At 65.1% G+C, this 21,304-nt stretch carries 12 protein-coding genes; 5 read left to right on the forward strand and 7 right to left on the reverse strand.

The features are described from left to right. Window positions 1-10 precede the first annotated feature (10 nt). Window positions 11-3,025, forward strand: a complete 3,015-nt coding sequence (locus KF708_16710; protein MBX3414331.1) for a response regulator — start codon at window positions 11-13, stop codon at window positions 3,023-3,025. A 188-nt stretch (window positions 3,026-3,213) separates the two neighbouring features. Further along, window positions 3,214-4,116, forward strand: coding sequence for a response regulator (locus tag KF708_16715; protein MBX3414332.1), 903 nt, complete (start codon window positions 3,214-3,216; stop codon window positions 4,114-4,116). A 9-nt stretch (window positions 4,117-4,125) separates the two neighbouring features. On the opposite strand, the gene KF708_16720 is transcribed toward KF708_16715, so the two are convergent. Beyond that, window positions 4,126-4,782 (reverse strand): hypothetical protein, encoded by a 657-nt coding sequence (locus KF708_16720; protein ID MBX3414333.1) that lies wholly within the window; start codon window positions 4,780-4,782, stop codon window positions 4,126-4,128. Window positions 4,783-4,832: 50 nt separating this feature from the next. Then, complete coding sequence (locus tag KF708_16725; GenBank protein ID MBX3414334.1) at window positions 4,833-5,279, reverse strand: VOC family protein; 447 nt, start codon at window positions 5,277-5,279, stop codon at window positions 4,833-4,835. A gap of 213 nt (window positions 5,280-5,492) precedes the next feature. Between KF708_16725 and KF708_16730 the strand changes: the two genes are divergently transcribed. Next, complete coding sequence (locus tag KF708_16730) at window positions 5,493-6,683, forward strand: acyl-CoA dehydrogenase family protein (protein MBX3414335.1); 1,191 nt, start codon at window positions 5,493-5,495, stop codon at window positions 6,681-6,683. A 232-nt stretch (window positions 6,684-6,915) separates the two neighbouring features. On the opposite strand, the gene KF708_16735 is transcribed toward KF708_16730, so the two are convergent. Both KF708_16735 and KF708_16740 read right to left on the reverse strand, forming a co-directional pair. Next, window positions 6,916-8,130 (reverse strand): DUF1207 domain-containing protein, encoded by a 1,215-nt coding sequence (locus KF708_16735; protein ID MBX3414336.1) that lies wholly within the window; start codon window positions 8,128-8,130, stop codon window positions 6,916-6,918. Window positions 8,131-8,388: 258 nt separating this feature from the next. Next, a complete protein-coding gene (locus KF708_16740; protein MBX3414337.1) occupies window positions 8,389-9,777 on the reverse strand; it encodes a DUF1501 domain-containing protein in 1,389 nt (462 codons plus the stop codon). Window positions 9,778-9,985: 208 nt separating this feature from the next. Between KF708_16740 and KF708_16745 the strand changes: the two genes are divergently transcribed. After that, complete coding sequence (locus KF708_16745) at window positions 9,986-11,131, forward strand: methyltransferase domain-containing protein (GenBank protein MBX3414338.1); 1,146 nt, start codon at window positions 9,986-9,988, stop codon at window positions 11,129-11,131. Here the strand turns inward: KF708_16745 and KF708_16750 are convergent. The 3 genes from KF708_16750 to KF708_16760 are packed head-to-tail and all read right to left on the reverse strand — an operon-like array spanning window position 11,128 to window position 15,514. Beyond that, on the reverse strand, window positions 11,128-12,483 hold the full coding sequence (locus tag KF708_16750; GenBank protein MBX3414339.1) for a mandelate racemase/muconate lactonizing enzyme family protein: 1,356 nt from the start codon (window positions 12,481-12,483) through the stop codon (window positions 11,128-11,130). The two genes, KF708_16745 and KF708_16750, sit on opposite strands and share 4 nt — an antisense overlap. A gap of 41 nt (window positions 12,484-12,524) precedes the next feature. Beyond that, window positions 12,525-13,157, reverse strand: a complete 633-nt coding sequence (locus KF708_16755) for a response regulator transcription factor (protein ID MBX3414340.1) — start codon at window positions 13,155-13,157, stop codon at window positions 12,525-12,527. Beyond that, complete coding sequence (locus KF708_16760) at window positions 13,154-15,514, reverse strand: PAS domain S-box protein (GenBank protein MBX3414341.1); 2,361 nt, start codon at window positions 15,512-15,514, stop codon at window positions 13,154-13,156. Before KF708_16760 ends, KF708_16755 begins: the two co-directional genes overlap by 4 nt. A 623-nt stretch (window positions 15,515-16,137) precedes the next feature. Between KF708_16760 and KF708_16765 the strand changes: the two genes are divergently transcribed. Then, entirely contained in the window at window positions 16,138-21,267 is a 5,130-nt protein-coding gene (locus KF708_16765; protein ID MBX3414342.1) for a c-type cytochrome, read from the forward strand. The last annotated feature ends 37 nt before the right edge of the window (window positions 21,268-21,304 follow it).

Here is a 21,304-nt window from a genome sequence, read left to right on the forward strand (position 1 = left end):
AGCGAATCGCGTGAACGAGCTTGGGTGGTTTCTGGCGGTGCTCATGACCGTGGCGGTCCTCGCCCCGGCCGCCTGGTTGTTGGGGCGGCGTCTTTTGCCCGGCGCCACACCTCCCGAGTCATCGAGAACCGGCGAATCCACGGATCTCGAATTGCTCAAGCAGACGGCCGTGCTGACGCGCGAGAAGGAACAACTGCAAAGCTATCTCGACGAGTACCGCCAGGCCGAAGAGGCCCTCCGCGCCAGCGAAGAAAAGTACCGTGCGCTCGTCGAAAATGCCAACGACGCCATCGTGATCGCGCAGGACGGTGCGGTCCACTTTGCCAACCCCAAGACCGAGGCGATGCTGGGCTATTCCTTCGCCGAACTGGCGACGATGCCCTTCACCGAGATCATCGCTCCCGAAGATCGTGCCCTGGTCGTCGAGCGTTACACGCGCCGACTGGAGGGGGAGGACGTGCCGAGCCGGTACCGCTTTCGCGCCGTCACGAGCGACGGCCGTAAGCTGTGGGTCGAGATCAACTCGGTCATCGTCACGTGGGAGGGACGCCCGGCGTCGTTGTCGTTCTTGCGCGACATCGACGACCAGATGCAGGCCGAAGAAAACCTGCGCGCGAGCGAGGCGAAGAATCGCGCCATGCTCGATGCCACCCCCGACCTGCTGCTGATCGTCGATCGCGAAGGGAAATGCCTCGAAGCCCGGGCCAGCCGCGAGTTCGGCGTGGCGCTTCCCGCCGGCACCGTCGGGGCCAAGGTAACCGACTACTTTCCGCACGACCTGGCCGATCGGCTGCTGGCGGTGATTTATCGCGCGTTGTCGACCGGGCAATTGCAGACGCTGGAGTTGCGGTTGCCCACGCCCGAGGGATTGCGCCATCTCGAATCGCGCGTCGTGGTCTGCGGCGATGACACGGTGCTCTTCATCGTCCGCGACGTAACGCAGCGCAAGCGGGAAGAGGCCGAGCTGAAGGAAGCGAAGCTGGTCGCCGAAGAGGCGAATCGCGCCAAAAGCCGCTTTCTGGCCAACATGAGTCACGAGATTCGCACGCCGATGAACGCCATCATCGGCATGACCGAGTTGTCGCTCGCCAGCGACTTGGGCGAAGAGCAGCGGCGGCTACTCTCCGGCGTGCTCGAATCGGCCGAATTCATGCTGGCGCTGATCAATACGCTGCTCGATTTCTCGAAGATCGAGGCCGGCAAGCTGACGCTCGATCCCACCGAATTCCGCCTGCGCGACGACGTGGGCGACGCCCTGCATGCGCTCGCCTTGCGGGCGCACGAGAAGGAGCTCGAGCTCATCTGCCACATCGACGCGGACGTGCCCGACCGGCTGGTGGGAGATTCGGCGCGGCTGCGCCAGGTACTGTTCAACCTGGTGGGAAACGCCGTGAAGTTCACCGAACAGGGCGAAGTCGTGCTGCGCGTCCACCGCGCGGCGGTCGCCGACGGCGGGGCGATCACGCTGCGGTTCGAAGTACGCGACACCGGCATCGGTATCCCGCACGACAAGCAGGCGGCCATTTTCGAGCCCTTCCAGCAGGCCGACGACTCGACGACGCGCCGCTATGGCGGAACGGGCCTGGGACTGGCGATTTCTTCACAGCTCGTCGACCTGATGGGAGGCTCGATAGGCGTCGAAAGCGTGCCCGACCAGGGGACCACGTTTTACTTCACCACGACGTTCGAGGTGGTGCCCGACGATCGACCTCTCCCCGCCCCGTCGCTGACCGACAAGGCGGTGTTGATCGTCGAAGATAACGCTGCCTGTCGCCAGTCTCTGGCCGACACGGTGGCCGGCGCCGGCGCCCGCGTGGTTGCCGTGGCCAACGCTCGCGAGGCCTTCGCCGCCCTCGCACAAGCACTGTCCGAGGGGCGCGCCTTTGCCGGCGCCATCGTCGATGCGGGACTGCCCGATGAGCACGGGCTCGAGGTCGTGCGGCAGCTTCACGCCAAGACGCCGCCGACGGCGGCCATCTTGCTGATGACGCACGGCGACGTGGGGCACAGCGTGATCGGGCGAACCGAGTTGCCGCACGTGCGCTGTCTGATGAAGCCGGTCAAACAGACCGATCTGCTCGCGGCCCTGGCCGTCGACGCCGCATCGGTGCAGGCCACTGCGGCGATTGCACGCCCGACGAGCGATTTCGGCGCCGCGGTACGGCCGCTGCGCATCCTGCTGGCCGAAGACAACGCCATCAATCAGAAGGTGGCGGTCAGCATGCTCGGCGCCCGAGGGCATCACGTCGTGTGCGCGAGCGACGGACGCGAAGCGCTCGAACGTCTAGGCCAGGAGCAGTTCGACCTGGTGCTGATGGATGTGCAGATGCCGGTGATGGGAGGGCTCGAGGCGACGGCCGCCATTCGCGCCCAAGAGCAAGGCACGGGCCAGCATCTGCCGATCATCGCCATGACGGCTCACGCGATGAAAGGGGATCGCGAAGATTGCCTCGCCGCCGGCATGGATGACTATGTTGCCAAGCCGATCCGCGCGCGGGAGCTGTTTGCCGCCGTCGAGCGCGCAGAAAGGTATCGAGCGGCCGGTTGTCAGGAACTTGCGGCTCCGGTCATGGCTGGTGAATCGCGGCCACCCGGGGCGAACCGCCGAGCGGAAGAGCCCGTCGTCGAAGAGACCATCGACGAACGGGAGAGCGAGCTGGTCTTCGATCCGCAGACAGCTCTGGCCTGCGTCAATGGCGATGCCGAACTGCTGCGCGAGATCGTGGGCCTGTTTCTCGACGATGCGCCGCGCTTGATCGGCGAGCTGCGCGAGGCCATTGACGGGGCCGATGCGTCCAGCGTGCGGCGGGTCGCCCACACGATCAAGAACTCGGTGGGGTACTTCGGTCTGAAGAGTACCTTCGAGCGAGCGCTCGAGCTGGAAAACATGGGTCGCGCCGCCGAGTTGGCGGGCGCCGATCGCGCCTGGCAGCGTCTGCGATCCGAAGTCGAACGATTGCAGCCGATCCTGGCCGAGTTCGTAAACTCGCAGAGTGAAGAAGAAACCCAAAGCGCGGAGACCTGAGATCCGGACAGATCGTCAGCGAATCGCCGGCGGCAGGCGAGCCGCGAAGAGTAAAATCTTCCGGGGCGGCCAAGTTTCTTCGCGCAGGGCCATCGAGTAAGATGGCCCACCGGCTAGATGCGGTGATGGAAACGCTCGACGTTGCTTTGCCGACTTCGCCAGTATCCACACGTGGGGAGCATGCACCGATGACGAAGGTTCTCGTCGTAGACGACGCCCCGGTCGATCGCCGCTTGGCAGGCGGCATTCTCGAAAAACATGGCCAGCTCACGATCAGCTATGCCGCGAACGGCCGCGAGGCACTGGCCAGCATCGAGGCCGAGCTTCCCGATGCCGTGGTGACCGATCTGCAGATGCCCGAGATGAACGGGCTCGAGTTGACCGAAACGGTGCGGCGCCGTTTTCCGCTGCTGCCGGTGATCTTGATGACGGCGCACGGCAGCGAAGACATCGCCGTGCAGGCGCTGGAGCGAGGCGCGGCCAGCTACGTCCCCAAGTCGAATCTTGCCCGCGACCTGCTCGATACGGTCGAAAACGTGCTGGCCATGGCCCGTGCCGATCGCCGGCATGACCGGCTGATGGAATGTGTCGCGCAGGCCGAAACGGTCTTCGTGCTCGACAACGATGCCGCGCTGATCCCGCCCCTGGTCGACTATTTGCAAGAGCACGTCATGCGGATGCGGCTGTGCGACGAGACAGGACGCATCCGCGTCGGCGTGGCGCTCGAAGAGGCGTTGCTCAACGCGCTCTATCACGGCAACCTCGAGTTGAGCACCGAGGAGCTGCGCGATGCCAGCAGCGGGCTGTTACAGCCCGAGGGGGACGATCTCGTCGCTGCGCGTCGCCAGACGGCCCCCTATAAAGACCGCCGTTTGCACGTGACGGCGAAGATCTCGCACGAGCGGGCCGAGTACACGATCCGCGACGAAGGCCCCGGGTTTGCCGCTTCGACGATTCCCGATCCCTCGGACCCGGTGAGCCTCGAACGCGAGAGTGGCCGCGGACTGATCCTGATGCGCACGTTCATGGACGAAGTGCGTTTCAACCACAAGGGGAACGAAGTAACGCTCGTCAAGGAGCGAGAGAACTGAGCTGACGGCTCAAAAGCCTCCCGGCGCTCCCAGGGGCGCACGGATGCCGTTCAATCCCCCTTCTTTTTGCAGCACGTTCGTAAAGAACGACAAGGCATCCGCCAGAAACGTCTTGACGCTGTCGGCCTCGTCGTTCGATTGCCAACCGAGCGAGCCGAGCGAGCCGGTCGCCATGATGTCGGGCACCCGGAGCAGTTGCCGGTGGCGCCCACGGTCGGCGCGCTGCAGCGTGCGATCGCGGCGGTTGAGCGAGGCAGCCCCCCAGGCCATCATGATCTTCGCCTCGCCGCGGAAGAAATCTTCGCGCTGACCGCCCTGGGGAATCTCGTGGTAGTTCCGGGCCTTTTCGAGCAGCCACAGCCGGGTCAGCTCGGCAAAGTTCGCTTGCGTTTGCTCCCAGGCCTCGTCATCGAGCGATTCGATCCGGTTCCGCCAGGCCACGCCACGCGCGAATTCGGCTTCGAGCCGGCGCACGACGCGCATCCGCTTTTCGACCGGCTCGCTCAGCAAACTGGCCGTCGAGACGAGCGTAAACAGATCGGAGTTCGCGTCGAGTTGCGGCTCGTGCAGTCCATGGCGCGCGACATAGACGGCCGAGGCCACCGAAATCGACGTCAGCACGGCGAGCGCCGCGAGCGTTAGAACTTCACGCAGACGAGAAATCAACGTTCCTTCTCCGGTAATCGGACTTTTTGCCCCCCTCAGTCGTTCGTACCTTACTTGTTCTGCTGTTGAGACATCGCCTTGATGCGACGCGACATCTCTTCTTCCGAGACGTCTTCCTGGTGCGTGCCGATCCACCACAAGATGCCGGTCGGATCCTTCACCCCGGCGTTGCGATCGCCGTAGAACTGATCGGCCGGCTCCATGACCGTCTCGGCGCCAGCGGCAATCGCCTTCTGATAGGTGGCGTCGGTATCGGGCACGTAAAGATAAATCATGGCGGGCAACGGGGGCCACTCGTCGCGGGCCTCGCCGATCATGATCCGTGAATCGCCGACCTTCATATCCGCGTGCATCACCGAGCCGTCGGGATGGCGCGTCAGGCTCATCTCTTGGGCGTCGAAGGCCTGCTTCATGAACGCCAACAGCTTCGGCACCCCCGACACGATCAAATAGGGCGTGACGGTGTGATATCCGTCAGGAATCGGCTTGACGGCCATGATCGTGGCTCCGCAAGAGAGAACGTGTAAGTGGGTCCGCTGCGCCCTGCATTGTACGTCGAGTCACGGTTGGCGGGTAAGTCGCGCGGGACCAAATTTCTCGGCAGTCTGTCGAGTCCTGGACCGCGATCGGGTTCCAAAAATGCCGAGAATTTGACGGGACACACGGAGCCGAGTGTAATTGACCGCGCCCAACACTTGGAGAACACCAGCATGTCCGTTGCCGAACGTCCGCCTGCCTCTTCCGACGCCCCCGCCAGTCAGCATTTTCTCTTCGGTCCGGAACACGAGCAGTTTCGCCGCACGATTCGCCAGTTCGTGGCGCGCGAAATCAATCCGCACGCCGACGAATGGGAGGCCGCGTGCCGATTTCCGAAATCGCTCTTCTTGCGCGGCGGAGAGCTGGGCTTTTTTGGGCATTGCGTGCCCGAGCAGTATGGCGGGCTCGGCGCCGATGTCCGCATGGCGATCGTCCTGGCCGAGGAACTTTCTCACGCCCACACGAGCGGTCCGCCGATGGGCTTCGGCGCGCACAGCGAAATCGCCATGCCGCATATGGTGCGTTTTGGTACGGAGGCGCAGAAGTCGCGTTATCTGCCCGACCTGTGCGCGGGGCGCAAGGTGGCGGCTCTGGGCATTACCGAACCCGGCGCCGGGTCGAATGTGGCGGGCATGCAAACAACCGCCACGCTCGAAGGGGAGCACTGGGTGCTGCGCGGGTCGAAGATCTTTATCACCAACGCCATTCACGCCGACCTGTACTGCATTTCGGCCAAGACCGATCCCGCCGCCGGCCACCGCGGTATCAGCATGTTCCTGGTGGAACGTTCGGCGCCGGGATTCGTCGTCGAGGAATTGAAAGGCAAGCTCGGCCGGCGCGCCTCGGACACGGGACTGCTCACCTTCGATGAGTGCCGCATTCCGGCCGATGCCCTGCTCGGCGAGTTGAACCGTGGCTTCTACCAGATCATGAGCTGCTTCGAGAACGAGCGGCTCGTCATCGCGGCCGGGGCCGTGGGCGCCGCCGAGGCCGCGCTGGGGAATACCGTGGCCTACGCGCAGCAGCGCCCCTTCGGCTTCGGACACCTTTCGGACATGCAGGTGACCAAGCAGCGTCTGGCCCGCAGCTACATGGATCTCGAAGCGGCACGCTCGCTGCTCTATACGACGGCGTGGCGTGTCGTGCGAGGCATGCCGAGCCTGAAAGAGGTCTCGATGGCCAAGGCGTTCGCCTCGGAAGCGGCCTTCCGCATCATCGACGACTGCTTGCAGCTACACGGGGGCTACGGCTACTTCAACGAGTATCTGATCGAGCGCGCCTATCGAGATATTCGGCTCGACCGCATCGGCGGCGGCGCCACCGAGGTGATGCTCGAGATCATCGCCAAGCAGATGAAGATCTAGCGCGCGGCGGGCAGAAGAATCACACGAGCCATCGCATCACAACCCGAAGCGTGAGCGAGGGAACACTTTGCTCGACGTTCTTTGCAGGAATTCCCTCGCTTACGCTTCGGGTTGTGATGCGCGGGGGCCGGCCCACAGATCGTCGGAAGAGTGAAGAGTATTGTCCCCAAAGCAAAGCTCTCCCGGCAAGGCTGGGTGAGCGCACGGCCCCCTTGTCACGGCCTGGGGAATATTAAAAGTCGTACCAGAAGCCGCCGCCGATTTGCTGTTCGAACTGGTCGAAGAACTCGTATTGGCGACTCTTGCCGTTGTAATACTCGAAGCCGATGCGGAAGATGCGCCCCGGGCCGGCACTGCGCCAGGCCCAGCCCGTCTGCACGACGAGGTTGCCGCTGAAGTTGTTCTCTTCGCGGACATGAGCATTCAGGGCGAGGAAGGGCTCGCCGCGAAATCCGGTGGGCGTGGCGGGGGCCCAGTCGAACCCGGTCTGAAATTCCCACGGCTTGGCGCCCCCATCGGTGTTGAAGGCCCAATCGGCCTCGATGTATAGGCGTAACTTGGGAGTCCAGTAATAGCCGATGCCCAGCATCCACGCATCGCGAACGTAATTGATGCGGCGAATGTTGGGATAGCGGATGATCGTCTCGTCTCCCAGGTGGGCGCTGAGATGGTAGTAGCCCGTCTTCCACTGGAAGCCATCTTCGAGATGCGTCAGGACGCAGCCGGCGCGGTAGTCGGTGCCGACCATGTCCATCTCGTGGTCGGGGTCCATTCGCAGGATGGCGGCGCCTTCGGCGTCGAGCTGGTAGCCCTCGGGGTCGGTCTCGTTGCGGTTGCCGTAGCGCAGAATGCCGACGCGCGCCCCGAGCGTCGAATCCCACAAGGCATCTTGTCCGCTCGTATGGCTGAAGAAGGTGCCCATGCGGGGCTCGCGCGTGCCAGCCAGGTAGGAGCGATAAAGCAAGGCCTGCGGCAGCACGACCCAGCCCCAAGGATCGTCGTCGCCGCGATAGCCTCGCTCGAAGCGCGGCTCGTAGTCGTGTACCTCGGCCGAACCGTAGGTGGTCTGGCTCATGACCGGCCCGTAGCTCGACGCGGTGGCTTGTGGCCCGTTCGAGCCCGGGCCAAGCGACGATTGCGGTGCGAGTTCGGGACCGAACCAGCTTCCGTTGACGCCGCTGTCGTCGATCTGTACCGACGGCACGTGCGGTTCGACAGGCTCGGCCGCGTAGACCGAATCGGGCGATGGCGCGGCATCGTACCACTCGGCCGATTCCGCCGGGCGCATGATCGCCGAGGGATCGGCGTGCGGCAGCCGCGCGAGCTGCGCCGCGCTGGGCAAGGCGTAGAGCGCCACGAGCGCCAAGGCGAGCAGTACGCCCGGCAGCAGGCGCGCGCGGGCGAACAGGGCCCTGCGGCTTGCGTTCGGCACTCGGATCCACGCCATGGATGCTTCTCGGGGGGCTGCGCTGCGGGGGCGCGGCCTGGTGATAGGGTCTGCGTCCGGCGACCAAAGGGGCACATCGGCAGCGTCACCGGCAATCGCACCACACGCGCGGTGGGTGCAATCGGTCCTATCGTTCTTATCGGCAGGCGCCGCCAACTCGTGCGGCTTCCCCGGGGTGATGTTCCCCCGCGCGGCGGCGGATCGCATGAAGAGAGGCGCTTCGGGCAGAGTTTGCGGGCGCCTCTGCGGTTGCTAGCGTCATGCCAGCAGTTCTGGCACCACATTTCCGGCGGGGACCAGGCGGAACGGGCGACCGAGCGAGTCGTGGATTTCGCTCGCCGGTGAAATGCCCAATTGGTGGTAGATCGTCGAGATGATATCGCCGGGCACGAGAGGATCGCGGGCCGGAAAGGCCCCGATGCGATCGCTGGCGCCATGGACGTACCCCCCGCGGAAGCCGCCCCCGGCGAGCATCAGAGAATAGCACCAGTTCCAGTGATCGCGGCCACCGTTGTTGGCGTTGATCTTCGGCGAACGGCCAAAATCTCCCAGCACCGCCACGATCGTGCGATCGAGCAGCCCGCGCGCGGCGAGATCGCCGATCAGGCTCGTGCAGGCGGCATCGAACTGCGGCAGCAGCGTGCTCTTGAGCGATTGAAAGTTGCTGCCGTGCGTGTCCCAGGTGGCGTTGGCATCGGGCGCCCAAGAGATGTTGACGAGCCGGGTGCCTGCCTCGATCAGTCGCCGTGCCAGCAGCACGCTTTGACCATAGATATTGCGACCGTACGAGTCGCGCACCGCGTCGGTCTCTTCCGAGAGGCGGAACGCGCGCTGTGTGTCGGGGGAGGTGAGCAGGTCGAGGGCCCGATGCTGCATGCGATCCATGGCATCGAGGGTCTCGCGCAGGGGCATGGCCTCGCGTTCGCGATCCAAGCCATCGAACAGCGCACGGCGCGCGGCGAGCCGCTCGAGCGAGACATCGGCCGAGAGGGTGAGTTCGGGCACACCGAAGTCGGCGGCGTTCGGATCGCGCAGCACGAAGAGGGGATCGTAGGCGCGCCCCAGGATGCCGCCGAAGAAGCCCGGTTGCGGCGGCCCCCCGGCCCCTTCTTTCGTGATGTAGGGCAGCGTCACGTGCGGCACGATGGTGCGCTCGGGGGGGCGGCGCAGGGCCAACACCGAGCCGGGCGAAGGATGATCGGTAGGGAGAGTGCCCCCGCCGATCTCGCCCCGATCGTGTCCGGTGAGGGACGTATAGACCGCCGCGGCGTGCGCGTTGTTCACACTGTGATGCATCGAACGGACGATGGTCGCCCGGTGGATCTCGGTGGCCAGACGGGGCAGATGTTCGGACAATTGCACGCCGGCCAGCGACGTGCTGATCGGGTTGAATTCGCCCCGAATACCGTCTGGCGCATGGGGCTTCATGTCCCACATATCGAGATGGCTGGGCCCACCGTTCAAGAAGATGATGATGCACGAGTCCGCGCGCGGCGCGAGGCCGGACTCGGCCGCCTTGGCCTGCGCCGCCAACAGACGCGGCAACGTAATGCCAGCCAGGCCCAGTCCCCCCACTTCCAGCATGCGACGGCGCGTCAAACGCGGTGCGTTGGTCGGACCAGCCAGACGGTCGTCACGTCGGGGCATCGCAAGGTTCGCTGTTTCGGCGTCACGGAAGGGACAGCGTCCGGCCAGATAGTCCAGCCGTGTCGAGTGTAACGGTCACGCGAGCGGGGGGCAAATCTCGCGGCGGGCGGGGGCGATTCGAGTGGGGTGAGTTGTGGCCGTTCGGAAGTAGAATGGCACGTTCCCGTACTTCGCAGTCCACGTTTGTCTTACGGTACTGTTTGCTCCGATGCCTCCCGTCACTGTTCCACCGCTCGATCCCTGGTATCTCGAGCACCTGGTCTGCCCGGTCGATCGGGCGCCGCTGCGCTACGAAGGGGGGCGGCTCGTTTCGGAACGCGGTCGCGAGTATGGCATTTGCGACGGAGTGCCGGTGATGCTCGTGCCCGAGGTCCAGCGCACGCATTGGGTCTTCACCTATTCGCTTTATGCGGCCGACAACGTTCACTGTCCGATCCACCAGGTGCGGCTCGAAAAGCATCCCGATCGGCTGATCTGCCACGAGGGACACGAGTACAAGATCGACAACGGCCGGCCGCTCGAATTGATTCCCGAGATGCCCCGCTCCCCCTGGGCGTTTGGATACGAGGACGAACTGCGCGAGTTCGAGACCTCGACCGATCCCGCGCGGGTCGATCCGTTCGTCAAGCGCGTCATTCACGCCAGCGGCGGCCGCTTGTGGGCGAAGCGGGTGGGCAATCTCCACGGCTATCCGATTCCCGAGATTCCTCTGTCCGCCGGCGAGGGGCGCAAGTTTCTCGAACTGGGGTGCAACTGGGGCCGCTGGTGCGTGGCGGCCGCGCGGCGCGGATACGACGTCGTCGGAATCGACCCATCGATTCAAGGCATCCAAGCGGCGCAGCGCGTGACGCGACAGTTGGGCGTGAAGGCCCGCTTTCTCGTGGCCGACTCGCGCTATCTTCCCTTTGCCGACGATTCGTTCGATGTCGTCTTCTCGTACAGCGTGCTGCAAAGCATGGCCAAGGAGAATGTGGGCGAGACGATGCAGGGGGTCAGGCGGATCCTCACGCCTGGTGGCTACAGCAAGATCCAGATGGCGAATGCCTGGGGACCGCTGCAGTTGTTCAATCGCTGGCGCTATCGCCACCGGCCCGACGATCCCACGGCCTTTCTCGCGCGGTGGTGGACGGTGGCCGAGTTGCAGGAGCAGTTCGGCGCTTGGGTCGGCCCGAGCGAGGTCTCGATCGACGGCTTCTTGAGCCTCAACCCCCAGGCGGCCGAGGCGCACCTGTTACCCTGGCACTATCGGCCGATCGTCTATGCGTCGGATGCGCTCCGCGCGGTGTCGCGCGTCGTGCCCCCCCTCAAATATGTCGCCGACAGTGTTTACGTCACCTCGACGAAGCGTCGTTAGTAGCCCAACCCCGGGCCGACGAGCGCCGCCGTGCCCACCGTTCCCTCGGTGATGTGGAACATTGAGGGGAAGCGCTCTTCCCAGCCGCGATTGCCCGCCGGGCAATACTGGCGACCGTTCCCCTCGATGGCGGCGACCGTGGGAATCCGCGCGGCAAGACTTGCCGAGTGCAAAAACGACGCCCCGGGGCAGGTCAGATCCTGCACGCAGAGGAACATACCGAACTTCTGTGCCGCGGCGCCCATCAGCAGGGCCTCGGTGTGCCCCTTGCAGGCCTTGAGGGCCACGCCGCTGTAGCCCAGTTCCCGCGCGAGGAGCAGGCTTTCAAGATCGACGAGCGACTCGTCGATCACTACCGGCTTAATCTGCGCGGCGCGGTGCATGCGATTCTCGGGATTCGCTCGCAGGTCGCGATGCGTCGGCTGTTCAATGTATTGCACGCGGGCCAGCGCGGCAGGCGAGACTTCGGCCAGACGCCCGAGAAAATCGAGGACGTACTCGACGTTGGCGCAGCGCTCGTTGAAATCGAGCGAGTAGTTCCACTGGCGACAGCCGCGCGCTTGTTGTGCCGGCGCAGCAATCTGTTCGACCGCCGCCACGCGCGCCACGTCCCAGGCGAGGTCATCGCCATTCAGCTTGATCTTGAGGTGCGTGAGGCCATCGGCCGCTATCCACTCGGGTAGGGTCTCGGGCAGCCCATCGGCCAGACGCTGCGAAACGTCGGCGTCGGTCAAGGGATCGAGCGCCCCCACGAGATGGTACAGCGGCATTCGCGACTTCGGCGTGCGGAGCGTATAGCGATCGAGATATTCGCCCGCAAAGTCCGGCGTGAGCCAGGCTGACAGGTCGCGGCTGACATAGTCGGCCGAGAGCAGGTTGTAGGCGTTCTCTCCCAGCGCCTTGCCGTAGGCGTCGTGGAGGGCCGCTTCGAGCGGACTAGCCGCGACGAGCTGCGCCAGCCGCGGCATCGGTTCTGCGAGGTTCGCACGGCGCGCGATGTCCTGTGCCCGATCGGCCAGCGATTCGGCCAGCTCGTGGGTGATTTCGAGCGGGTGCCCCACGTCGCGATACTGCGCCGCGGCCTGCGTGTGCTGCTCGGCCAGCTCGATCATGGCGGCGAGCGTCGCGTCGCCGGCAACCTGCGCGCTCGGCCAGGCCCAGACGTTGCCCATGGGCATCGAGCCGAACCCGGTGGCGCGGCGCGTCCCATCCCTGGTTTCGACTTCGACGCGAACGTGGGCCAGCACCGCGTCGGTGACGACGCGGCCGCCGAATTTCATCGGCGTGCGGTAGGCAAAGCGTTCGGTCTGGCAGGTGGCGGCCAGCAGGCGGAGATCGGTCGGTCGCGGCACGATGGCTCCTTTATGGGGGCGCGGAGCCCGCGTGCGGCGCCTCAGACAAGACCGCGCCGCACCGCCCAGACGGCAGCCTGCGTGCGATCGGAGACGCCGATCTTGCGCAGAATGTGCTGCACGTGCTCCTTGACCGTTTCGTAGCTGATCCCCAGCGTCTGTGCAATCTCCTTGTTCGTCAGTCCGAGCGCCATCTGCCGCAGCACTTCCGACTCGCGTTTGGTGAGGGGGACTTCCATATCGTCGCCGAGTCGCGGCGCCGCGAGGGCCCCGGTGACACGGCGCAGATCCTCGCGCGACCAGACCGATTCGCCCACGGCCGCCGTGCGGATCGCGGCGAGCAGTTCCTCGCGGTTGGCCCCCTTGAGAATATAGCCACTCGCGCCCAGGGCCACGGCCCGGGCGACGTAGGTCGGGTTGTCGTAGGTCGAGAGGATCAGAACGGGCAGCTCGGGGCGGTCTTGCTTCAGCCGCGCGAGCGCCGCCAGACCGTCGCCGTCGGACATGCGCACGTCGAGCATGACGACGTCGGGTTGCGTCTGCGCGACCAGGGCCACGGCTTCATGGCCGCTGGCGGCCTGGCCCACGACTTCGATCTCCGTGCCACGGACAAGGCTGACAATTCCGGTGCGGACGACCTCGTGATCGTCCGCGATCAACAACTTAATGCTCATGCAAGGCTCCGGGGTTGCGTTAGATGGGCAGCGTGCGCGATCGGCAGATCGACAAAAACTCGCGTACCCTCGCCCGGCGCGCTTTCGATGCGCGCCTCGCCCCGTAAGATCCGCGCCCTCTCCTTAATTCCGTAGATGCCAAAACGATGATCGCTGATGCGTGCGGGATCGAAGCCGACGCCCCAATCGCGGACCTCGAGCTGTACGCGATCGCCGGCTTTGACGAGACGCACCAGCGCCCGCCGCGCGTGGCTGTGGCGCCGCACGTTCGTGAGTGCCTCTTGCGCGACACGGAACAAGGTGGTCTCGAGCAGCGTTTCGAGCTTGTCGAATTCCGTGTTGCAATCGAAGGCAATGTCGATGTTCGAGCGGGACATGGCCTCGCTCACCAGGTATTGCAGCGCCGCGACGAGCCCCTGCTCGTCGATGATCGGCGGGCGAAGGCCGCTGATCAGGCGCCGGGCCTCGTCGATCGAGTCGCGCAGCAGCCGCAGGCAGAGATCGAACTCGTCGGCCACCGCCCCCGCCGTGGGAGGCTGTTTCTGGCGAATGGCCTCGAGGTGCATCAAGGCCCCCGTCACGTCCTGCACGAGTCCATCGTGGATCTCGTAGGCGATGAGCCGAGTGTAACGTTCGTGCGCGAGCAGCATCTGGCGCATGCGGACCCGTTCGGCCTCGTTCGCCTCGATCGCCCGCTTGCGCTCGGTGATGTCGTGAAAGATGGCCACGGCGCCGGGAAACTCCGTCAGACGCCGCGCGCTGACCGCGATCCAGAGCCCGTCGGGGTGATCCTGCGGTCGCACGAAGATCTCGGCGTTGTCGACCACCTCGCCGCGCACCGCGCGCATCAGGGGCAGTTCGTCGGCCGGGTAGGGCGTGACGCGATCGGGCAGGTACAGCGCGTAATACTCCGACCAGTTCGTCGGAGGCAACTGCGCCCACTCGCGATGCAGAATGCGTTCGGCCGCCGGGTTGAAGGCGATGAACTCCCCCTCGCCGTCGACCACGACCACGCCGTCGCTGATGCTGTCGAGCACCGAACGCGAAATGTACATCTGCCGGCGCAGCTCTTCGGCCACGCGTGCGCGCTCGGCCACTTCCTGCTGCAATTGCGTGTTGGCGGCCGACAGGGCGGCGGTGCGCTCGATGACCCGCTCCTCGAGCTCATCGTGAGCGCGCCGCAGCGAGTCTTCGGCCTGCTTGCGACTGCTGATGTCGACGTCGATACCCCACGTCGCCCAGCCCGGCACCGGCACGCTGTGCGAAATGTTCGAGCGCAGAATCGACCGCCTGCTGCCGTCGCGGCAGGTGATCGTCCATTCCCAATCGCGGAAGTCTCCCTTCGCACGCCACTCGGCAAACATGCACTGCCGGTATTCGGCGTCGGGGTAGAGCCATTCGTCGGCGTGCGGGTTGCCGATGATCTCCTCGGCCGAATAGCCGGTGACCTTCTCGCACTCGCGGTTCCAGAAGATCGTGTGCCCCTGCTCGTCGAAGGCCTGCAGCATCACCGGCATATTTTCGAGCACGTGGCGCAGGCGCTCTTCACGATCGCGCACCGCCTCTTCGGCCTGCTGGCGTTCCGAGGCGGCCAGGGCCAGCGACACGAAGTCGGCCAGCGTGCCGGCGAATTGCTGTTCTTCGTTCGACCAGTGCCGGGCCGGACCAAGGTGCTCGGAGCACATGATGCCGATCATGCGCCCGCCGCTGCGGACCGGCGCATCGATGAGCGACGCGATCCCCTCGGGCACCAGGTAGGGTGCGGCCAACTCGTTTGTGCGGGCGTCGGTGACGGCGTCGTCCGCGGCGATCGTGCGTTCCAGCTCGATGGCGCGGAAATAATTGGGAAACATCTCGGCGGCCAGCTCGGCGCCGCTGGTGTGCTGGCCGAGCTCCGCATCGAAATGCTCGATGCAGTGAATCTTCGTGCGGTCGGCATTGTAGAGCCAGATGTTGACACGCGCGACTTCGAGCGTGCGGGCCGCCACCTCACCCAGAAACCTCAGCACGTCGTCGAGCGGACCGGAGAGCCGGGGGCTCGTGGCGAGCTCGACGAGAACCGTGTTGTACCGCCGTTGTCGACGTTCGCTAATCTGGTGCGCGACGATCGGCGGCGGCGAGATGCTCGGACCTGGAAATTCCGAAAGTAGGGTCTCGAGCGCGGCGACGCGCGCTCGGAGTTCCGACAATTCGCGCTCGAGCGATTCGCGGTTAGTGACCAATTGGGACTGGGGCGAAACAGGTGGCATGTAGCAAGGCAGCAGCCGATTCGACTGAACCACGGAACTCGATCGCCGCTCCCTCGCGCCAATCGCGCGGGTGCGGCCGCCGCAGAGCATCATGCGGCGTTCATTCATCTGCGAAAACCGCCGGATGGGTGGGCGTATCCCTTCGTACTTCCAACGCCCCTCGTGCTCGTACGCGTCGCTCGGCCTCGAGCAGGCTCGCGGAACGCGAGCAGTTTGACGGGCTGGTCGAATCTCTCCTTTGGCAGACCGACGGCACGGGGCAAGAATAACATAGGCCCCGTCAGATGCCTATTCATCCTGCCACATGTCGTGCCCTGGAGCCCAGGGCTGGGCCCGATCGCACGGCGCCGTCCGAGCCCTTGCCTCCGTCGGCCAATCGACTCTCATCAAACCCAGATATTGTCAAATGGTCGCCGTTTGGGGACACGGTGGATTTCGTACTGGATGGAAACCCAGGTGCGCCGCTCCAGGGTTGAGGGGGACAATGGCCGCGATCGCGGGTCTCTCGCATGCTCCCAACGCCATGTATCTGAAACCGTGTCTCAGCGCCGCGCCCGCCTCCGGGGGGAGAGCCACGGCCAGTGGCCGTAAAGTCTCCCAACGGTTGATCTTGGCACCTACAATGGAACCTCTGCCGACGGCAAGTCGGTAGCGTATCGAGGCTTTCGAGCGAAAACCGCTTGCTCGACCGTGGCCTGCAAGTTGCATCATTGAGTTGGGAGTTGGTTGCCATGGTTCGTTTCGTCCTGCTGGCTCTTCTGCTGTGGATGCCAGCAGGGTACGCAGTGGCCAGCGAGCCTGGTGCCGGCGAGCGACTCGCCTACCTCGAAGGGGTTGATCCCTACTATCCCGGTCGTGACTTTGCCCGGCTAGTGACGCCCCAATGGATCGGCGAGCCGGGAGTCGAGGCGGTTGCGGTCCTGGCCATCGACGACATGCGCGGCCACGAAAAGTGGGAACACTATCTGCGCCCCATCCTGGAGCGCTTGAAGCAGATCGACGGCCGCGCTCCCGTCAGCATCATGACGAACCAGATCGATCCGGCCGATCAGCATCTGCAAAAGTGGTTGGCCGAGGGTGTAGGACTCGACACGCACACGTTCGACCATCCCTGTCCGCTGCTGGCCGAGGGCTCGCTCGAGAAGGCCCGCGCGACCTACGAGAAGTGCGTCGACCTGCTGGCCCGGGTGCCGGGCAATCGGCCGGTGGCGTTTCGGATGCCCTGTTGTGATTCGCTGAACACGGTCAGTCCGCGCTTTTACGAAGAAATCTTCAAGCAGCAGACGCCGGGGGGCCTTTTCCTGTCGGTGGATTCGTCGGTCTTCAACATCCTGACTTCGAACGATCCCGAGCTGCCGCGCGAGCTGGTCATCGAACCGGACGGCGCCGAGCGATTCCGGCGGTACGTTCCGTTCGAGTCGTTCGTCAACACGATCGAGGACTATCCGTTTCCTTATCCGATCGCCGGGCGATGCTGGGAGTTTCCCTGCGTCGTGCCGAGCGACTGGTCGGCGCAGCACGTGCAACAGCCGAACAATCCGCGCACGGTCCGCGACCTGTCGGCGGCACTCGATGCGGTGGTCGTGAAGCGTGGCGTTTACAACCTCGTATTTCACCCGCATGGCTGGATTCGCCACGATCAGATCGTCGAGTTGATCGAGCATGCCGTGCAGAAGCATGGCCACAAGGTCAAGTTTCTCAACTTCCGCGAGGCGCTCGACCGGCTGACCACCCACGCCTTGGCCGGCCAACCGTTGCGAGCGGCCGACGGGGGCGATAACGGTGTGCGGCTCATTGATCTCAACGACGATGGCTATCTCGATGTCGTCATCGGGAACGATACCTTGCGACGCACGCGGCTCTGGTCTCACGAAACGGGCAACTGGCGGGATCTCGATTTCCCCACGCCGTTAGTCACGGTCGATGCCGAGGGGAGACGTCATGCGGCCGGGGCGCGGTTCGGCATCGTCGGCCCAGCAGGCGAGGTCGTGCTGCTCGTGCGCAACGAGAAGCTCAGCGGCGCCTGGCGCTTTCATAATGGCCAATGGCGGGAAGATCCCGCCTTGCTGCAAGGCCTGGAGCTCGCCGGCGAGCCGATCCTGACGATGTCCGGAGACCTGGACCGTGGCGTGCGTCTGCGCGACGTCGATGCCGACGGCTCTTGCGAACTGTTCGTCTCGAACGGCATGCAGAACGCCGTCTTTACGTGGAACGATGAGCAGCATGCGTGGCAGCCGGCGCGCTATCGACTGCCGGACGGAATCGCGCTGGTCGATCGGCAGGGGCACGACCGCGGCCTGCGACTGGTCGATCTCGACGACAACGGCCAATTGGATCTCGTCTATTCGAACGAAACGGAGTACGCGGTTCATCTGTTTGAATCGGCCGACCAAGGCTGGGGCGCGCCTCTCCAGCGTGGCACACGACCCGACGATCAGGCCGTGCCCCCTATTGTTCGCGGCACGACCAACAATGGAGCGTGGTTTCACTCGCGGCATCTGTGGGTCCAAAACGAAGACACGGCCAGGCTGAAGGATCTGGTCGATCGGCGCTCGTACCACGACTTGCTCGCGGGTTCGAAGCCGCGCGAGCATTCCCCCGCACAGTCACTCACGGCGCTGCGGGTGCGCGATGGTTTCGTCGTCGAGCTGGTGGCTGCGGAGCCCCTGGTGACCGATCCCGTGGCCATCGATTGGGATCCGCAGGGGCGGCTGCTGGTGGCCGAGATGAACGACTATCCGCGTCACGGCACGCGTCATACCGGCTGCGTGCGCGTGCTGGAAGACACCGATGGCGACGGACGTTTCGACCGTTCGACCGTGTTTCTCGACGACCTGCAGTATCCCAACAGCGTGAAGTGGTGGGGACGCGGGCTGCTCGTCACCAGTGCCCCCGACATCCTCTACGCCGAAGACACCGACGGCGACGGCAAGGCCGACATCCGCCAGCCCCTCTTTACCGGCTTTGGCGAAGGCAACCCGCAGCATGTCGTGAACGGCTTGCAGTGGGGGCTCGACAACTGGCTCTACTGCGCCAACGGCGACAGCGGCGGCGCCGTCACTTCTCCCCAGAACCAGGTCGCGGTCGATATCAATGGACGCGACTTCCGCATCCGCCCCGACGACGGCTCGATCGATCCCCAGGCGGGCTTCACGCAGTTCATTCGCATCCGCGACGATTGGGGCAACTGGTTCGGCAATAACAACATCAACCCGCTGTGGCACTATCGGTTGGCGGATCATTACCTGCGCCGCAATCCGCACGTGGCGCCGCCGTCGGGTCGGCGCGATGTGTCGGAGAATCCCGGCTCGGCGCCGGTCTTTCCGCGCAGTCGCACGCTCGAGCGCTTCAACGATCTGCACACCGCCAATCGTTTCACGTCGGCCTGCGGGCCCGCGATTTATCGCGATGAACTGCTGGGGCCCGGCTTCGAGGGGAATTCCTTCGTCTGCGAGCCGGTCCACAATCTCGTGCATCGCGAGATCGTGCGTCCCGAGGGACTCTCGTTCAGCAGCCGCCGGCCGGATGACGAACGCCGTTCGGAGTTCCTGGCCTCGACCGACAACTGGTTTCGTCCTGTCATGGTGCGTACCGGACCCGACGGAGCACTGTGGGTCGTCGACATGTATCGCGCGGTCATCGAGCATCCCGAGTGGATTCCTTCGTCGATGCTGGCGAACCTCGATGTTCGCGCGGGGGCCACGAGTGGCCGCATCTATCGCATCTATCCCGTGGGCAAGCAGCCGCGCGACATGCCCCACTTGGGAGCAGCGGACACCGCCGGTTTGGTGGCGATGCTCGAAAGCCCGAACGGCTGGGTCCGCGACAGCGCGCAGCAAATGTTGCTCGAACGAAAAGACACGGCCAGCGCCGCGGAACCGTTGAAACGCCTGGTGCGCGAGGGAAAACGCCCGACGGCACGGCTTCACGCACTCTGCACGCTAGAAGGGTTGGGCGTGCTCGATGGCGAGACGGTTCGCCGAGCACTGGCCGATCCGCATCCAGGCGTGCGGCGGCATGCGATCCGCGTGTCGGAATCGCTGCTCGAGTATGAGGCGGATCTTGGCGTCGCGGTGGCGACGCTGGTTGAGGACAACGATCCTCAGGTGGCACTGCAGCTTGCCTACACCCTGGGGGCTTGGAACGATCCTCGCGCCGGTCGGCCCCTGGCGCGTCTGGCGGTGCGCCATGCCGACGACGAGATCGTGCAGGCCGCCGTCCTCAGTTCCGTGGCGCCGCAGCTTGCCGCGGTCGTGCGCGGCCTGATCGAGGAGCTGTCCAGCGCAGAGCCGCCGGCCGAAATCTTCGGCAAGCTGTTGGCCACGGCGACGGCCGCCGGCGACGAGGATGCCGTCGTCGCCATGCTGCCCGCCATCACCGCGCGCCGCGACGACCGTTACGCGAATTGGCAGATGGCGGCGCTGGCCGAACTGCTCGACTTGCTCGATCGGCAAGATCGCACGTTGGCCGACTTCCGCGAGCAGGCGCCGGCCGAGCTGCAAGGGCAAATCGATCGGTTGGCGGGGCTTTTCGTCCATGCCCGCGAGGTGGCACTCGCCGCCGACGACGCCACGGCCGATCGGCTGGCGGCCTTGCGTCTGCTGGGAAGAAACGCCCCCTTTGCGGCCGAGGATGTCGACGCCTTGCGCCAACTACTGGCGCCACGGCAACCGCAAGCGCTGCGCGAAGCGGCCGTAGAAGCGATCGGTCGTCTGCGCGACGCGCGCGTGCCGGAGTTGCTGCTGGCCGATTGGAAGGGATGCGGCCCCGAGCTGCGCGACGATATCCTCGACGTGCTCTTCCGCCGCGAGGAGTGGCAGTTGGCTTTGCTCGCGGCGATCGACGAGGAGCTCATCCTGCCCAGCGAGCTCGATACGCTCCGCCGGCAACGTCTCGTCGAGCACAAATCGCCAGAGGTCCGCGACCGTGCCGCCAGGCTCTTTTCGGGCGATACGAACAGCGATCGGCGCCGCGTCGTCGAAGAGCATCGCTCGGTGCTGTCCTTGCCGGGTGACGCGGCGCGGGGAGACGTGGTCTTCGCCAAACGCTGTGCCGTCTGCCATCGCTGGCAGGAAAAGGGACATGCGATTGGCCCCGACCTCAGCGCGCTGACCGATAAGTCGGGCGAAGCGCTGCTCGTCGCGCTGCTCGATCCCAATCGCGCCGTCGAAGCCAAATTCACCAGTTACACCGCCGTGACACAGGCGGGCCTGACGTACAACGGCATCCTGACGAACGAAACGGGCACCAGCCTCACGCTGCTGGCGCAGGAGGGCAAAGAGCAGGTCGTCTTGCGCAACGAGATTGAAGCCCTCGAGAGCTCGGGCAAATCGCTCATGCCGGAGGGACTCGAACGCGATCTCAGCGAGCAAGATCTGGCCGACGTCATCGCCTTCCTGCAGGGAGTCTCGGCGCAGCCGAAACAGATGGAGGGCAACTCCCCGGCGCTGGTCACCCCCGACCCCTTGCGCCGCGAGTTTTCTTGTTTGTCGTCGAATTGCGAGATCTACGGCGACACGCTGCGCATCGAGGAGGTCAACGGAGCGCTGGGCTATTGGAACAGCGAGAACGATCATGCCGTTTGGGAGATCGACGTCCCGCGCGAGGGGCTGTACGACGTGCTCTTTGACTGGTCGTGCGACGATTCTTGCGCGGGCAACTATTATGTCATGGAGGTCTCCGGCGCCCGGCTGACGGGTCGCGTCGAGGGGACGGGAGACTGGAACGCCTATCGCCGCGAGAAGGTCGGCGAGGTGCGACTGCCGGCCGGAAAGCAGCGTCTGGGCATCCGCGCGAGTGGCCGCATCCAGGAAGCCCTGTTCGACCTGCGCTCGGTAACGCTCCGCCCCCGCGGTCGCTAGGCAGCCGGCGTAGCGCGCGCTGTCGTATCCGCCGCAC

This window comes from Pirellulales bacterium (assembly GCA_019636335.1).
Classification (GTDB): domain Bacteria; phylum Planctomycetota; class Planctomycetia; order Pirellulales; family JAEUIK01; genus JAHBXR01.

Coding starts and splice junctions, on each gene's coding strand:
- KF708_16715 (MBX3414332.1), top strand. CDS start 3,214: ATGACGAAGGTTCTCGTCGTAGACGACGCCCCGGTCGATCGCCGCTTG.
- KF708_16725 (MBX3414334.1), bottom strand. CDS start 5,279: ATGGCCGTCAAGCCGATTCCTGACGGATATCACACCGTCACGCCCTAT.
- KF708_16730 (MBX3414335.1), top strand. CDS start 5,493: ATGTCCGTTGCCGAACGTCCGCCTGCCTCTTCCGACGCCCCCGCCAGT.
- KF708_16735 (MBX3414336.1), bottom strand. CDS start 8,130: ATGGCGTGGATCCGAGTGCCGAACGCAAGCCGCAGGGCCCTGTTCGCC.
- KF708_16740 (MBX3414337.1), bottom strand. CDS start 9,777: ATGCCCCGACGTGACGACCGTCTGGCTGGTCCGACCAACGCACCGCGT.
- KF708_16745 (MBX3414338.1), top strand. CDS start 9,986: ATGCCTCCCGTCACTGTTCCACCGCTCGATCCCTGGTATCTCGAGCAC.
- KF708_16755 (MBX3414340.1), bottom strand. CDS start 13,157: ATGAGCATTAAGTTGTTGATCGCGGACGATCACGAGGTCGTCCGCACC.
- KF708_16760 (MBX3414341.1), bottom strand. CDS start 15,514: ATGAATGAACGCCGCATGATGCTCTGCGGCGGCCGCACCCGCGCGATT.
- KF708_16765 (MBX3414342.1), top strand. CDS start 16,138: ATGGTTCGTTTCGTCCTGCTGGCTCTTCTGCTGTGGATGCCAGCAGGG.